Annotated in this window: 14 protein-coding genes; 8 read left to right on the top strand and 6 right to left on the bottom strand. The window is 73.9% G+C overall.

Annotated features, from left to right (window positions below; genetic code table 11):
* Window positions 1-343 precede the first annotated feature (343 nt).
* Window positions 344-2,098: a carbohydrate-binding module family 20 domain-containing protein gene (locus ACZ7C5_RS25045; protein ID WP_470323487.1), complete on the top strand. Its 1,755-nt coding sequence runs from the start codon at window positions 344-346 to the stop codon at window positions 2,096-2,098.
* A 66-nt stretch (window positions 2,099-2,164) separates the two neighbouring features.
* Here the strand turns inward: ACZ7C5_RS25045 and ACZ7C5_RS25040 are convergent, their stop codons facing one another.
* The gene (locus tag ACZ7C5_RS25040; RefSeq protein ID WP_401078709.1) at window positions 2,165-2,908 is read right to left on the bottom strand and encodes an SDR family oxidoreductase; all 744 of its coding nucleotides are present in this window, start codon (window positions 2,906-2,908) and stop codon (window positions 2,165-2,167) included.
* A gap of 412 nt (window positions 2,909-3,320) precedes the next feature.
* Between ACZ7C5_RS25040 and ACZ7C5_RS25035 the strand changes: the two genes are divergently transcribed.
* The 3 genes from ACZ7C5_RS25035 (at window position 3,321) to ACZ7C5_RS25025 (ending at window position 6,199) form a co-directional block, all read left to right on the top strand.
* The gene (locus tag ACZ7C5_RS25035; protein WP_401078712.1) at window positions 3,321-4,391 is read left to right on the top strand and encodes an alpha/beta hydrolase; all 1,071 of its coding nucleotides are present in this window, start codon (window positions 3,321-3,323) and stop codon (window positions 4,389-4,391) included.
* Between the two features lie 352 nt (window positions 4,392-4,743).
* A complete protein-coding gene (locus tag ACZ7C5_RS25030) occupies window positions 4,744-5,556 on the top strand; it encodes a hemerythrin domain-containing protein (protein WP_401078715.1) in 813 nt (270 codons plus the stop codon).
* Between the two features lie 241 nt (window positions 5,557-5,797).
* Window positions 5,798-6,199 (top strand): hypothetical protein, encoded by a 402-nt coding sequence (locus ACZ7C5_RS25025; RefSeq protein WP_401078718.1) that lies wholly within the window; start codon window positions 5,798-5,800, stop codon window positions 6,197-6,199.
* Between the two features lie 198 nt (window positions 6,200-6,397).
* Here the strand turns inward: ACZ7C5_RS25025 and ACZ7C5_RS25020 are convergent, their stop codons facing one another.
* Window positions 6,398-6,991 (bottom strand): DUF6891 domain-containing protein, encoded by a 594-nt coding sequence (locus tag ACZ7C5_RS25020; protein WP_188298568.1) that lies wholly within the window; start codon window positions 6,989-6,991, stop codon window positions 6,398-6,400.
* Between the two features lie 127 nt (window positions 6,992-7,118).
* On the opposite strand from ACZ7C5_RS25020, the gene ACZ7C5_RS25015 reads away from it, so the two are divergent.
* Window positions 7,119-8,081, top strand: a complete 963-nt coding sequence (locus ACZ7C5_RS25015) for a DUF1152 domain-containing protein (protein WP_401078722.1) — start codon at window positions 7,119-7,121, stop codon at window positions 8,079-8,081.
* 52 nt (window positions 8,082-8,133) lie between these two features.
* Here ACZ7C5_RS25015 and ACZ7C5_RS25010 read toward each other — a convergent pair whose 3' ends face one another.
* Window positions 8,134-8,703, bottom strand: coding sequence for an FHA domain-containing protein (locus ACZ7C5_RS25010; RefSeq protein ID WP_401078725.1), 570 nt, complete (start codon window positions 8,701-8,703; stop codon window positions 8,134-8,136).
* A gap of 158 nt (window positions 8,704-8,861) precedes the next feature.
* Complete coding sequence (locus ACZ7C5_RS25005) at window positions 8,862-9,410, bottom strand: DUF1697 domain-containing protein (RefSeq protein WP_401078729.1); 549 nt, start codon at window positions 9,408-9,410, stop codon at window positions 8,862-8,864.
* Between the two features lie 221 nt (window positions 9,411-9,631).
* On the opposite strand from ACZ7C5_RS25005, the gene ACZ7C5_RS25000 reads away from it, so the two are divergent.
* Window positions 9,632-10,102 carry a pyridoxamine 5'-phosphate oxidase family protein gene (locus ACZ7C5_RS25000; protein WP_401078732.1) on the top strand — a complete coding sequence of 157 codons (471 nt, stop codon included), beginning with the start codon at window positions 9,632-9,634 and terminating at the stop codon, window positions 10,100-10,102.
* Window positions 10,103-10,126: 24 nt separating this feature from the next.
* On the opposite strand, the gene ACZ7C5_RS24995 is transcribed toward ACZ7C5_RS25000, so the two are convergent.
* Window positions 10,127-10,483 (bottom strand): arsenate reductase family protein, encoded by a 357-nt coding sequence (locus ACZ7C5_RS24995; RefSeq protein WP_470323486.1) that lies wholly within the window; start codon window positions 10,481-10,483, stop codon window positions 10,127-10,129.
* 134 nt (window positions 10,484-10,617) lie between these two features.
* Here ACZ7C5_RS24995 and ACZ7C5_RS24990 point away from each other — a divergent pair, with 134 nt between their 5' ends.
* Together ACZ7C5_RS24990 and ACZ7C5_RS24985 are read left to right on the top strand one after the other, a co-directional pair.
* Entirely contained in the window at window positions 10,618-11,835 is a 1,218-nt protein-coding gene (locus ACZ7C5_RS24990) for a cytochrome P450 (protein WP_401078739.1), read from the top strand.
* Between the two features lie 163 nt (window positions 11,836-11,998).
* Window positions 11,999-13,099 (top strand): PP2C family protein-serine/threonine phosphatase, encoded by a 1,101-nt coding sequence (locus tag ACZ7C5_RS24985; RefSeq protein WP_401078742.1) that lies wholly within the window; start codon window positions 11,999-12,001, stop codon window positions 13,097-13,099.
* On the opposite strand, the gene ACZ7C5_RS24980 is transcribed toward ACZ7C5_RS24985, so the two are convergent.
* Window positions 13,096-13,287 (bottom strand): hypothetical protein, encoded by a 192-nt coding sequence (locus ACZ7C5_RS24980; protein WP_470323485.1) that lies wholly within the window; start codon window positions 13,285-13,287, stop codon window positions 13,096-13,098. The genes ACZ7C5_RS24985 and ACZ7C5_RS24980 overlap by 4 nt on opposite strands.
* Window positions 13,288-13,503: the final 216 nt, after the last annotated feature.

The following is a 13,503-nucleotide window of genomic DNA, read 5'->3' as shown; positions in this document are numbered from 1 at the left end:
GCCAGACGGTCACCCTGAAGTTCGCCGGGACCGAGGACGCCTCGCTCCAGACCAGCTTCGTGATCGACGACACCTCCATCCAGACCGGCTGAGCCCAGGCCGGCTCCTGACGGGCCGGTGAACCAGGACAGGTGAGGGGCCCGGCGGCCACGGCTGCCGGGCCCTTGTCGTGCGCTCCGGCGGACCGTGGCGCGGAGAACGTGCCTCCCGGGGCGTGAGCGAGGCCTTGACGGCTCCTGCGGGCGCCTCTAGGTTCGGCGCTGCAAGTTTCCGGCAAGTTGCAGAAAATTCCTGCACACTTCGCCCTCCGGCTGCCCCACCCCAGCCACCCTCAGGAGACGACGTGGTCACCACCGCCCCCACCCGCCGGCCCAACCGGTCCCGCCGGCCCGCCCGTACGGCCGGTGCGCTCGCCGCCTCGGCGGCGCTCGCGCTCTCGCTCGGCACCTCCCTCGGCGCCCCCGCCGCCCAGGCCGCCCCGCCCGCGAACAACGGCAAGGACGTCACCGCCACCCTCTTCGAGTGGCGCTTCGACTCCGTCGCCCAGGCCTGCACCTCCACCCTCGGCCCCAAGGGCTACGGCTTCGTCGAGGTCTCCCCGCCGCAGGAGCACATCCAGGGCCCGCAGTGGTGGACCTCCTACCAGCCGGTCGGCTACAGGATCGCCGGACGGCTCGGCGACCGCACGTCCTTCAGGAACATGGTCGCCACCTGCCACGCGGCCGGGGTCAAGGTGATCGCCGACGCGGTGGTCAACCACATGTCGGCGGGCTCCGGCACCGGCACCGGCGGCACCGCGTACACCAAGTACGCCTACCCGGGCACGTACCAGGACCAGGACTTCCACGGCTGCCGGCGGGCGATCGGCAACTACCAGGACCGGTCCGACGTCCAGAACTGCGAACTGGTGAACCTCGCCGACCTGGACACCGGCAGCGCGTACGTCCGGACCACCATCGCGCACTACCTGGACGACCTCGCCTCGCTCGGCGTCGACGGCTACCGGATCGACGCCGCCAAGCACATCGCCGCCGCCGACCTCGCCGCGATCAAGGCCGCGATGGCCAACCCCGGGGCCTACTGGGTCCAGGAGGCCATCTACGGCGCCGGCGAGCCGGTCCAGCCCGGCGAGTACACCGGCACCGGGGACGTGGACGAGTTCCGGGTCGGCACCGACCTCAAGCGGGTGTTCACCACCGGCAAGCTCGCCGACCTCAGCGGCTGGGGCGCCTCCTGGGGCTACCTGCCGAGCGGCCAGGCGCGCAGCTTCGTCGACAACTGGGACACCGAGCGCAACGGCTCCACGCTCGACTACACCTACGGCAGCACCTACACCCTGGCCAACGTCTTCCTGCTGGCCTCGCCGTACGGCGCCCCCAACGTGTACTCCGGCTACGCCTTCACCAACAGGGACGACGGCCCGCCCAACGGCGGCACCGTCAAGGCCTGCTACCAGGACGGGTGGAACTGCACCCACGCCTGGCGGCAGGTCGCCAACATGGTCGGCTTCCGCAACGCGGTGGCGGGCACCGGGGTCACCGACTGGTGGTCCGACGGCGCCGACGCGATCGCCTTCGGCCGCGGCAACAAGGGCTACGTCGCGATCAACCGCGGGAGCGGCGCGGTCACCCGGGCCTTCCAGACCGGGCTGCCGGCCGGCACCTACTGCGACGTCCAGCACGGCGACCCGCAGCCGGGCGGCGGCTGCACCGGCCCGACGTACCAGGTCGGCGCCAACGGGCAGTTCACCGCGACGGTCGGCGCGGGCGACGCGGCCGCGCTGTACGTCCAGGGCGGCGCGAGCGTCTCCGGAGCCTCGTTCAACGTCAACGCCGCCACCTCGTACGGACAGAACCTCTTCGTGGCCGGCGACGTCGCGGCGCTCGGCGGCTGGGACCCGGCGAAGGCGCTGCCGCTCTCCTCGGCCGGCTACCCGGTCTGGTCGCTGGCGCTCTCGCTGCCGGCCGGCACGTCCTTCCAGTACAAGTACGTCCGCAAGGACGCGAGCGGCGCGGTGACCTGGGAGTCGGGCGCCAACCGGACGGCGACGGTGCCCTCGGGCGGGACGGTCACGCTGAACGACACCTGGCGGGCGTAGCCCCCGGCGCTGGGCCCCGGCCGACAGGTGCCGGCTGGGGCCCCTCGCGCGTTGCGAGGCCGCCGGCTACCCCCGGCCGACGTACGGCATGGCCGTCGCCATCACGGTGGCGAACTGCACGTTGGCCTCCAGCGGCAGCCCGGCCATGTGGCGCACGGTGCGCGCCACGTCGGCCACGTCCATGGTCGGCTCGGGGGCGATCCGGCCGTCCGCCTGCCGGACGCCCGCGCTCATCGCCGCCGTCATGTCGGTCGCCGCGTTGCCGATGTCGATCTGCCCGCAGGCGATCCGGTACGGGCGGCCGTCCAGCGACAGCGACCTGGTCAGGCCGGTGACGGCGTGCTTGGTCGCGGTGTAGGCGATCGAGTGCGGGCGCGGGACGTGCGCCGAGATCGAACCGTTGTTGATGATCCGGCCGCCCTGCGGCTCCTGTGCCCGCATCTGCCGGAACGCGGCCCGGGCGCACAGGAAGGCGCCGGTCAGGTTGAGGTCGACCACGGCCCGCCAGTCCTCGACGGCCAGCTCCTCCACCGGGACGGCCGGGCCGAAGGTGCCGGCGTTGTTGAACAGCAGGTCCACCCGGCCGTGGCGCCCGGCGGCCGCGGCGAACAGCGCGTCCACCGCGTCCGGGTCGGTGACGTCGGTCGGCACCGCGTCGGCCGGGGCAGCGCAGAGCCGGGCGGTCTCGTGCAGCGGGCCCGGCCGTCGGCCGGCCAGCACCGTCCGCCAGCCGGCCGCGGCGAGTTCGACCGCCACGGCCCGGCCGATGCCGCTCCCGGCTCCGGTGACGACGGCGATCCGCTGGTTCATGGCGTCCTCCTCGATGGCTCTTCCCGGTTGTCCCGGGAGCGATCGTTCCGGATCCGCGGGCCGCCGTCACCGGTCGGACCGCCCGGAAGCCGGAGGGTCGGGCGGCGGGCGCCGATCCGGGCGCGGATTCGGACGCCGACCGTGGCCCCCGCCGATCGGCCCCCGCCGTCCGGGGGGAGTGGCGGAGGCCTTTACCCGATCGCGAACAAACATTGGATTTCCGGTGGCCACCGCGCAACCGGCCCGCCCCGGTCCACGTCATAAGATCGCAGGAAGGCGCACCCCCGCGAGGGGCGGCGCGCCGCACCCCGGGGGACGCACCAGCGCCGTGCCCCCGGCATGTCCGGCCCCACCGGGGGGCCGCCGCCCGGCCAGACGGACCGGGCGCGACATCGGTCGGAGAGTCCTCACCGTGCTTAGGCAGTCGTCCCGTTCCCGTGCCGTCCTGTCCGGTGCCGCCGTGCTCGCCCTGGCCGCCTCGCTCGCGGCCTGCGGGAGTTCCGGCGGAGAGAAGGGGGACAGCGCCAAGGCGAACACCACCGCGGCCGGGACCGCCAGCTCCTCGGGCAGCTCGTCGGGCAGCCCGAGCGCCACCGGCACCACCCCGTCCGCGGCCGCCAGTACGCCCCCGGCCGCCGCCGGCAAGGTGCTGATGCCGACCGGGCCCGCCGCCAACCTCACCAAGTCCAGGGACACCGGCGCCGGCCCGATCCTGATGACCAAGGTGACCGGAGCCAAGTCCGGCGTCACCGGCCAGGTCTGGGTCTGGCTGCCGCCCGAGTACAACGACCCCAAGTTCGCCAAGACCGGCTTCCCGGTGCTCACCCTCTTCGCGGGCGGCCAGAGCAACGGCTACAACACCTGGACCGACAACCAGCTGCCGATCCAGGAGGAGAACGAGCGGCTGGTCAAGGAGGGCAAGGCCCACCCGTTCATCATGGTGATGCCGGTGCAGAACTTCACCAGCGACGAGAAGAACGCGCTGGACTGCTCCGACATCCCGGGCCAGGCCAAGATGGGCACCTGGATGGCCGAGGACATCCCGGACTTCGTCCGCGCCAACTTCCGCACCGTGAAGGGCCGCGACGGCTGGGGCGTGATGGGCGCCTCCACCGGCGGCTTCTGCAGCGCCAAACTCGCCCTCCAGTACCCCCAGGTCTACAAGGCCGCGGTGCCGATCGACGGCTACTTCGCCCCGGACTCGCTGCTGTGGAAGGGCCACGACGCGGAGAAGGCCGCCAACAGCCCCGAGACGCTGGTCACCCAGGGCAAGGCCGACGTGAGCATGCTGGTCACCGCGGGCGGCGCCAACCCGTACGAGACCAAGCTGGTCAAGGCCTGGGTGGGCAAGGCGGTCCCGCCGCTGAGCCTCGAGTACCACGAGCAGCCCGGCGGCAAGCACCTGACCTCGGACTTCAAGAAGATGATCCCGGACACCCTGGTGTGGCTCACCGCCCACCTCGCGGGACCGGCGGCCGACTGAGGCCCCCGCCCGCACCCGTACCGCCGGTGCCGGAGGCGCGTTCGCGCTCCCGGTGCCGGCGGTCTCGTTCTCCGGCGCTCCCGGGCTCCCGGGCTGCGGGGCTCCTCGGGATCTCCGGGCGCTCCTTCGGCGTCTTCGGGTAGTCCCTCGGCGTTCCCCGGCGTTCCTCCGGCGTCTCTCCGGCGGCCCGTGGCCGGTCCGGCGCCGTGCCGCCGTCCGTCCGTCCGCAGGGCCGTGACCTGCGCGTCAATCGGACATTGATTCGCTTCTGATCGACTGCGAGCACCTTGGCTGGGGCGGTCCTCGACCGGCCGCCGCCACCCGCCGTGCCCCAAGCCGTGAAGAGAGTGCCATGCCGATCCACCTGGTGCCCCAGCCCGCCCCCACCGTGCCCGTCGAGGGCCACTCCGGAGCCGACTCCCTGGGCGCGGACGCCTACGGCCTGGCCCCGGAGGACGAGCCGGTCACCCTGCGGTTCTCCGGGCTGCGCCTGGTGTACGCCGCGCTGCGCCGGGACCTCGCCCGGCTGCCCAACGCGCTGCGGCTGCTCCAGCCCGACGAGGACGACAAGGGCGAGGCGCTGCTGCGGCACTGGAACTTCATGACCGCGATGCTCACCTGCCACCACGAGCAGCAGGACACCAGGCTCTGGCCGATCGTGCGCCGCTTCGCCCCCGAGCTGAGGCTGCTGCTCAACTGGCTGGAGGACGACCACCACAACCTGGACCACTCCTTCACCCGGGTCACCACCCTGGTGCGGATCGCCAGCCGGGACGCCGGCAGCGCCTGGCCGGTGGCGTACGCGGTGGAGGACCTGTCGGCCCGGCTGGAGACCCACCTGCGGATCGAGGAGCGGCAGTTGCTGCCCCGGATGGAGCGGGTCGTCGCCGAGGGCTCCCGGCTCGGCGGGCTGGGCGAGCTGCTGGACCTGCTGCGGCTGGCCGACGGCCCCGGCATGGCGGACGCGCTGGCCTGGCTGCTGGAGGGCGTGGAGCCCGCGCTGGTCGAGCGGCTGCTGGCCGAGTGCGACGACGACGTGGCCCGCAACTGGCCGCACTGGCACGCGACCTACCAGCGCTGCACCGCGCCGCTGTGGGGGCCGGCGGACGCTCCGGCCGGCCGGGCCGGCCGTGGCTTCGACGGCCTGGGGGGCTTCGCCGACTGACGTCGGGGCGCTTTCACGGCCCGTTGTTCTACGCGCGTGGCATGAGTCGGACGGACGAGCCTCCGGCAGCTGCCGGGCCTTCCCCGGCGCGCCGATCGATCGCTCAACTCCCCATGTCCCCTAGGGGATTCGACCCATCGCTCTCGGGGTCGGGCGGCCCCGGCCGCTCCGGGCCGTACCAGGGAAGGCGTCAGGCCGACGGCTGATGGCGGGTCGGACGCACCCCACTACCGTCGGCGGCATGACCACAGCGAGCAGGACCCCCAACCCGCACCGCACCCGCCTGCGGACCCGCTTCCGGCGCGGACCGGCGCTCCTCGCCGCCGGCGCCGTCCTGGTGCTCGGCGCCGGACTGACCGCCTGCGAGGGCGGCGTGGCGCTCTGCCTGGACGACCGCACGTGCACCGTCGGCATCAAGACCGACGGCGCCGACGCCGCCAAGACCGTCAAGATCTTCGGCGGCGACAACCCGATGAAGCTGACCATGAGCCACATCACGGACAACTCGGCCGAGGTGACCATCGGCGAGGACAGGAAGACCGTCACCAAGGACTCGCAGACCTCCGTGGGGAACGTCAAGGTCACCCTGCGCAAGGCGGACAAGGGCGACCACTACGCCGAGGTGCACGTCGAGCGGGACTGACTGCCGGAGCGCCCGCGCAACGTTCCCCGACACCGGTGGAACGTCTCCCGGCACTGACGCCGGCGTTCCGCGCCACTGACCGAGACGTGCCGTGTCACCGGCCGACGCGTGCCGCGGCGCCGACGGGGCGGCCCGGCACCGGCGAGGTGTCCAGGCGCCGACGAGTCGTCCAGGTGCCGGCGAAGCGCTCCCCGGCGCCTACTCCGGCAGGCGGTTGAGCCACTCCAGCGGGGCGACCCGGATCGCCGTGTGCGGCGAGCCGTCCCACTCCGCCGGGAGCCCGACCGCCGCCAGCGCGGCGACCACGGCCCGCCCGACCTCCACCGTCCGCCGCTCGGAGACCTCGGCCGTCTCCTCCCCGGTCCGGAACCCGCCGTAGCGCAGCATCAACCCCCGCCCGGCGGCGGCCGCCTCGGTGTCCTGCTGGTGGAAGAAGACGAAGCCGGTCGAGTCCTCCCCGGCCTCGCCGCCGATCTCCGCGTAGCCGCAGCTCGTGCAGCAGGTGAAGTCCATCGCCGCGACGATGCCCTCGTCCTCCAGCGCGTCGAAGGCGTCCGCCAGCCTGTCCACGTCGGTGGTCTCCGGCCAGGCCGCCTGCTCGGCCAGCCGCTCGGTCCACAGCGGAGCGACGATCCGCTCCGCCTCCTCCTCGGTGAGCCCCTGGTCGTCGAGGACCTCGACCAGGGACTCGGCTATCTCGTCCGGCTCCTGGAAACCGCACCGGATCAACTCGCGGGCCTGCTCCTGGGCTTCGCGCAGCACGTCGGGGGTCAGAGCCGTCTCCTCGGTCATGCCCGCATCCTCGCACCCGCCACTGACACCGCCCTCCGAAAGCCGGGACCGTGAGCCGGAGCCGGAGCCCGGGGCCGGGGCCGGGGCCATAAGCCGGGGCCGGGCTTCCCGGTGCTACCGTCCGCCGGTGACTTCTCTGCTGCAACCGCCACTGATCACCCGGCTGCTGGCTGCCGAGCGGATCCTCGTCGCCGGTGCCGGCGGCGGCTTCGACGTGTACGCCGGGCTGCCGATCGCCCTCGCCCTGCGGGCCGCGGGCAAGGAGGTGCACCTGGCGAACCTCTCCTTCACCCACCTCTACGGCCTGCCCCTCGACGTCTGGGCGGACCCCGACGTGGCCCGGATCGAACCGGACACCGCCGCCCCCGAGGGCTACTTCCCCGAGCGCACCCTGGCCCGCTGGCTGCACCGGCACGGGATGCCCGACACCGTCTGGGCGTTCCCCTCGGTCGGCGTGCAGCCGCTGCGCGAGGCCTACCGCGCACTGGTCGCCCGCCTGGGCGTGGACGCGATCCTGCTGGTGGACGGCGGCACCGACATCCTGATGCGCGGTGACGAGGCCGGACTCGGCACCCCCGAGGAGGACATGGCGAGCCTGGCCGCGGTGGCCGGCCTGGCCGAGGTGCCCGAGCGGCTGGTCGCCTGCCTGGGCTTCGGCATCGACGCCCACCACGGCGTCAACCACTCCCTGGTGCTGGAGAACCTCGCCGCGATCGACCGGGCCGGCGGCTACCTCGGCGCCTTCTCCATCCCGCGCGACAGCCGGGAGGGCATGCTCTACCTGGACGCCGTCGAGTACGCCAGGGCCGCGTTCCCCGAGCACCCCAGCATCGTCAACGGCTCGGTGGCGGCGGCGCTGCGCGGCGAGTTCGGCGACGTCCGGTTCACCGAGCGGACCAAGGACGGGCAGCTCTTCATCAATCCCCTGATGACGCTCTACTTCGGTGTCACGGTCGGGGCGCTCGCCGCCGAGAACCGGTACCTGGACCGGCTGGAGCACACCGTGGTGACCCGTCAGATCGCCACCGGCATCGCGGAGTTCCAGGACGAACTGCCCCGGCAGCGGATGCCCCGGCAGTTCCCGCACTGACCGGGGGTGCGCGGGCGCCCGAAGGGGGCCCGCGCGGCGGGCGGCGGCCGGGTCAGAACGCGGCGAGCCGGAACTCCAGGTTGCCGAACCGCACCTGGTCGCCCGGCTGGACCCGGACGCCGCCCGCTATCCGGCGCCCGTTCACGTGCGTCCCGTTGGTCGAGCCGAGGTCGTACAGCATCCAGCCGCCCGCCTCGTGCCGCAGTTCGGCGTGGTGCCGGGACACCGAGGCGTCGTGCAGCCGCAGTCCGGAGCCGGGGAGCCGGCCGATCGTCAGCTGCCCGCTCCCGGTCCCGGCCTGCGGCAGGTTCAGCCCCGGCAGCCGCTCGGTGCGCCAGGCCCGGCCCAGCCGGTCCCCGAAGGCGGAGACCCGGCCGACCGTGCGCAGCACGAAGCGCTCGACCGGCCCGCCGGTCGGCAGCCCGGCCACCGCCGCGTCCAACTCGCCGCGGCTGGTGGCGTGCAGGACGACGTCCATCCGGCCGAGGAAGGTGTCGTGCGAGAGCCGCCCGCTGCCCGCGCCGTCCCGGAGCATCCCGAGCGCCTGGTCCCGTTCGGCGTCGGAGGGCCGGACCGCGCCGGTCGGCCGGGCCGCGCCGGTGGGGAGTTCAGGAGGCGTCATGGCCAAATTGTCGGCGCGGCCGACTCCGGCTGTCCAGATCACGCCGTGCGCGGGCGCGGGATTCGTACGTCACGGCAGTCCAGACGCCCTGTCCCGCCGGCCGGTTCCGCGCGTCCCGGCCGGGCGCCCTCGCCCGCCCCGGGCTGCCGTACGGGCCGTCAGGCCTTGCGGGCGGCGGCGAGGATCTTCTCCGTGGTGTGCAGGAACCGGGAGGTGACCGCGCCCCGGTAGGCCTTGCCGAACATCTCCTTGGTGACCCACTTGCCGTCCTGGAGGTGGACCACGACGTATGCCGCCCCGGGGTCGGCGCCGACCACCTCGACGTCGCCCTTCGGCGAGCGGTGGGGGAGGGTGAGTTCGGCCGGCAGCGGCTCGGACAGGAAGGCGACGACCAGCCGGACGTCCGGCGTCACCTCGACGCCGCGGAACGGCTCGGCGGCGAGCAGGCCGGCCACCTCGTCCAGGGTGCGCAGCAGCGCCGGTACCGGGTACCCGAGCGAATTCTCCAGGTGCTCCTCGATCCGCCGGGTCAGCGCCGCGCGGTCGGGCTCGTCGGTGGTGAAGAAGACGTTGCCGGTCTGGATGTAGGAGCGGACGTTCTCCAGCCCGAGTTCGGCGAAGAGCGCCCGCAGCCGCTCCATCCTCACCGTCCGGCCGCCGACGTTGACGGCCCGCAGGAAGGCGATGTACGTGGTCGTGGTGGTCACCCCGCCAGTGTGGCACCGGCCGCCGACAACGGCCCGGCCGCGGCTGTCCGGTCCTGCCGCGGCTGTACGGTCCTGCCGTGACTGCCGGTCCTGCTGTGACTGCCGTCCTGCCGTGACTGCCGGTACGACTGTCCGTCCGGTTGCGGTCGCGGCCACGGCCGCCCCGCCCGTCCGGTCGTCCGCGCCCGGCGGTTGTCAGTGCCGGGTGCCAGACTGGCGCCATGGCTACCTGGCAGGATTTCGAACAGCAGGCCCCCGAGCTGGCACTCCTGGTCCGGGCCCGGTTCGAGGCGAACAAGCACCACGTCCTGGCGACGCTGCGCAAGGACGGTGCGCCCCGGGTGAGCGGGACGGAGGTCGACTTCGTCGGCGCCGACCTGTGGATCGGGTCGATGTACGGCGCGGTCAAGGCGCGTGACCTCCAGCGCGACGCCCGCTACGCCCTGCACGCGCACCCCGGTGGCGAGACCATGGCCGGCGGGGACTCCAAGGTCTCCGGCCGGGCGGTGGAGATCACCGACGAGACCGAACTCGCCGCGTTCGCCGCCGATCTGCCCGAGCCGCCGCCCACCCCGTTCCACGCCTTCCGGCTGGAGCTCGACCAGGTGGTGCACACCGCCCTGGAGGGCGACCACCTGATCGTCCACAACTGGCACCCGGGCCGGCCGGTGGAGAGGATCCAGCTCCACTGACCGGCCGGGTGCGGAGAAACCGCCCTACGGCAGAACGGACTTGAGGGCATCGGGAGTGCGGGCCACGATGGCGTGCCCGTCGTCCGCGGTGATGATCGGGCGCTGGATCAGGATCGGGTGATCGGCCATCGCCGCGATCCAGCGGTCCCGCTCGCCGGCCTCCCGGGGCCAGTCCTTCATCCCCAGGTCCTTCGCGGCCTGCTCGTCGATGCGGGTGATGTCCCAGGGTTCCAGGCCCAGCCGCTCCAGCACCTTCGCCAGCTCGGCCGCGGTCGGCGGATCCTCCAGGTAACGCCGCACGGTGTACTCGACCCCGGCGTCGTTCAGCGCGCCGAGCGCGGTCCTGCACTTGCCGCACCGAGGGTTGATCCAGATCTCCATGCCGGCCACCCTACCGAGCCGGCCGGGCCCGCCTCCGGACCCGCCGCGCCGCGCGATTCCGTCCGTACGGGAACTCCGCTGCGCCCGCCGGTGGTTGACCGGACAGGAAGCGTGTCTCGGGAGGGGAGCACCGCATGGACGGCGCGGCGATCATCGAACAGCTGATGACCACGGACGTCAGGACCGACCCGTACCCGCTGTACGCGAGGGCCCGCGAGCTGGGCCCGGTGGTCCCCGCCGGGGAGGGCATGTTCGTGGCGACCGGCTACGCGGCGGTCAACAAGGTGCTGCGCACGCCCGCCTTCGGCGTCGCGACCGCCGAGATGATGTCCGGTCTGGCCCCCGAGTACGCCGCGCACTCCTCGCTGGCCCTGTTCGGCCGCTCGATCCTCCAGCGCAACGCCCCCGACCAGCCCAGGGTCCGCTCGCTGATCGCCTCGGTGTTCACCGCCCGCCGGGTCGCCGCGCTGCGTCCGGCGGTGGAGGCGGCGGTCGGCCGGCTGCTGGACGGGATGGCCGAGCAGGGCGCCGACGGCTCTCCGGTGGACTTCATGGACGCCTTCGCCTTCCGGCTGCCGGTCGGGGTGATCTGCGAGCTGCTCGGTGTCCCCGAGCGGGACCGCTACCGCTTCCGCGACCTCGCCTCCGACCTGACGGTGGCGCTGGAGATCATCCAGGACCCGGACGAGCTGGCCGTCGCCGACGCGGCCGCCGACGAGCTGGCCGGGTACTTCACCGGACTGGCCGCCGAGCGCCTGGCCAGGCCGCAGGACGACCTGGTGACCGACCTGGCCCGGATCGCCGTCGCGGACGACGAGCGGCTCTCCGCCCGGGAGCTGCTGGCCAACCTGGTGCTGCTGCTGGTGGCGGGTTTCGAGACCACCACCAACCTGCTCGGCAACGGCCTGGCCCTGCTGTTCCGCCACCCCGAGGCCGCCGCCGGGCTGCGCAGCGGCGCGATCACCCCGGCCGGGTTCACCGACGAGGTGCTGCGCTTCGACTCCCCGGTCCAGGCCACCGGACGGGTCGCGCTGGAGGAGGGCCTGTCCGTCGAGGGCGTGCCCGTCCTGTCCGGCGACGAGGTGACCCTGCTGATCGGCGCGGCCAACCACGACCCGGCCAGGTACGAGCACCCCGAGGTGTTCGACCCGACCCGCACCGACAGCCAGCCGCTGAGTTTCGGCGGCGGCACGCACTTCTGCCTGGGCTCCCAGCTGGCCCGGCTGGAGGCCGAGGTCGCGATGCCCGCCCTGCTGGACCGCTTCGCCAGGCTCGCCCCCGGCGGCGTCCCCACCCGGCGTGACCGCCTGGTGCTGCGCGGCTACGAGACCCTGCCGGTGACCGTCCGGTGACCGCGCGCCGACCAGCCCCTTCCGGGCCGGATTCGGCCCCTCCGGCCCCGGGGACCGGGACGTTCGGCCGTTCGTGGTCCTGTCACCCGTAGGAGAACATGGGGGATGAAACCGGCCAATCCGGACCGATCACCCGGAACGGCCGCCTGCCAGGAGGTCCCCCGTGCCCACAGCACCCCGCCCGCCGCGCCCCGCGGCGCTGGAGCCCAAGGCGCCGCGGTGGGTGCCCTGGCTGCCGGTGCTCCTGCTGGTGCTGGACCTGATCGCCGAGGCCGTCGTCCCCGACGCCGTCGCGGCCGGCTTCCTGCTGACCGCGCTGCCCGTGGTGGCCGCGTTCAGCTACGGCCCGGCGCTGACCGCCGTCACCACGGCCGGCTCGCTGGCACTCCAGCTCGTCCTGGCGCTGCGTGCCGGCCACATCGACGAGCAGCACCACGTCTGGGTCTACATCGCCACCCTGCTCTCCGGCGTCATGGGCACCGCGCTGTCCTGGCAGCGCACCCGGCAGAACCGGAACCTGCTCCAGGCCCGTACGGTCGCCGAGACCCTGCAACGCACCGTGCTGCGGCCGGTGCCCGAGCGGGCCGGCGGGCTGCGGGTGGCCGGCCTCTACCGCCCCGCCCAGGCCGAGGTCCTGGTCGGCGGCGACCTGTACGAGGTGTGCGACACCCGCTTCGGCGTGCGGGTGCTGCTCGGCGACGTCCGGGGCAAGGGCCTGGGCGCGGTCCGCACCGTCGCCGACGTCCTCGGCGCGTTCCGGGCGACCGCGTACGACACCCCCGGGCTGGTCGAACTCGCCGACCAGCTGGACCGCGCGGTGCTGCGCGACGCGGCCGACCGCGGCGACGACGAGCTGTTCGTCACCGCTGTCCTGCTCCAGTACCGCCCCGGCTCGGACTGCGTGGAGATCGTCAACCGCGGCCACACCACCCCGCTGCTGCTCGGCGGCGGTGCCATAGCCCCGGTGCCCTGCGCCGACGAGCTCCCGCTGGGCCTCGGCCACCTCGGCCCGGCCGGTGAGCGCAGCAAGGCGATCGCCGCCGCGCTGCCCCCGGGCCACACCGTGTTGCTCTACACCGACGGCGTCAGCGAGGCCCGCGACTCCACCGGCGCCTTCTACCCGCTGGCACCCCGGCTCGCCGCCCTCGGCACCACCGCCCCTGACCGGGTGGTCTCCTTCCTCGCCCAGGACGTCCACCGGTACGCCGGCCTGCTCGCTGACGACCTCGCCGTCCTCGCCCTCACCCCCGACGTCACCCGCTAGACCCGCCGCCGCCCGCCGGACCCGCCGTCACCCGCCGGGGACCCGCCCTCGCCGGGACCGCCCCACTCCCTGAGGTTCGCGAACAGCTCCGCCTGCTCCCTGGCGTCGTCGAGGGCGTGGTGGGTGTGCGGCAGGCCGGGCAGCAGTTCCGAGGGCATCGACCGCTTGCCGATCCCGGCGAACGGCACCCGCCCAGGCAAACGCTTGTCGCCTGCCGCTCCCGTCACCCGGACGACCCCGCCGGGGTGCCTCCGGGGGCGGGAGTGCGCAGGCTGCTGGCAACGACCGGGCCCGACCGGGCCCCGACGCCGCGGCGCGGGAGGACGAGATCGACGGGACACGGACGGCGGGCACCGGCGGAGGAGCCGACGAGGGAGCCGACGCGCGGCTGCTCGCGCGCGGCG

Source organism: Kitasatospora sp. NPDC036993 (assembly GCF_055607525.1).
This window is presented reverse-complemented; position numbering and strand designations above follow the sequence as displayed.

Bases quoted from the DNA above. Each gene is read 5' to 3' on its own strand.
- ACZ7C5_RS25040 (WP_401078709.1), bottom strand. From the start codon at position 2,908: ATGAACCAGCGGATCGCCGTCGTCACCGGAGCCGGGAGCGGCATCGGC.
- ACZ7C5_RS25030 (WP_401078715.1), top strand. From the start codon at position 4,744: ATGCCGATCCACCTGGTGCCCCAGCCCGCCCCCACCGTGCCCGTCGAG.
- ACZ7C5_RS25025 (WP_401078718.1), top strand. From the start codon at position 5,798: ATGACCACAGCGAGCAGGACCCCCAACCCGCACCGCACCCGCCTGCGG.
- ACZ7C5_RS25020 (WP_188298568.1), bottom strand. From the start codon at position 6,991: ATGACCGAGGAGACGGCTCTGACCCCCGACGTGCTGCGCGAAGCCCAG.
- ACZ7C5_RS25010 (WP_401078725.1), bottom strand. From the start codon at position 8,703: ATGACGCCTCCTGAACTCCCCACCGGCGCGGCCCGGCCGACCGGCGCG.
- ACZ7C5_RS25000 (WP_401078732.1), top strand. From the start codon at position 9,632: ATGGCTACCTGGCAGGATTTCGAACAGCAGGCCCCCGAGCTGGCACTC.
- ACZ7C5_RS24995 (WP_470323486.1), bottom strand. From the start codon at position 10,483: ATGGAGATCTGGATCAACCCTCGGTGCGGCAAGTGCAGGACCGCGCTC.
- ACZ7C5_RS24990 (WP_401078739.1), top strand. From the start codon at position 10,618: ATGGACGGCGCGGCGATCATCGAACAGCTGATGACCACGGACGTCAGG.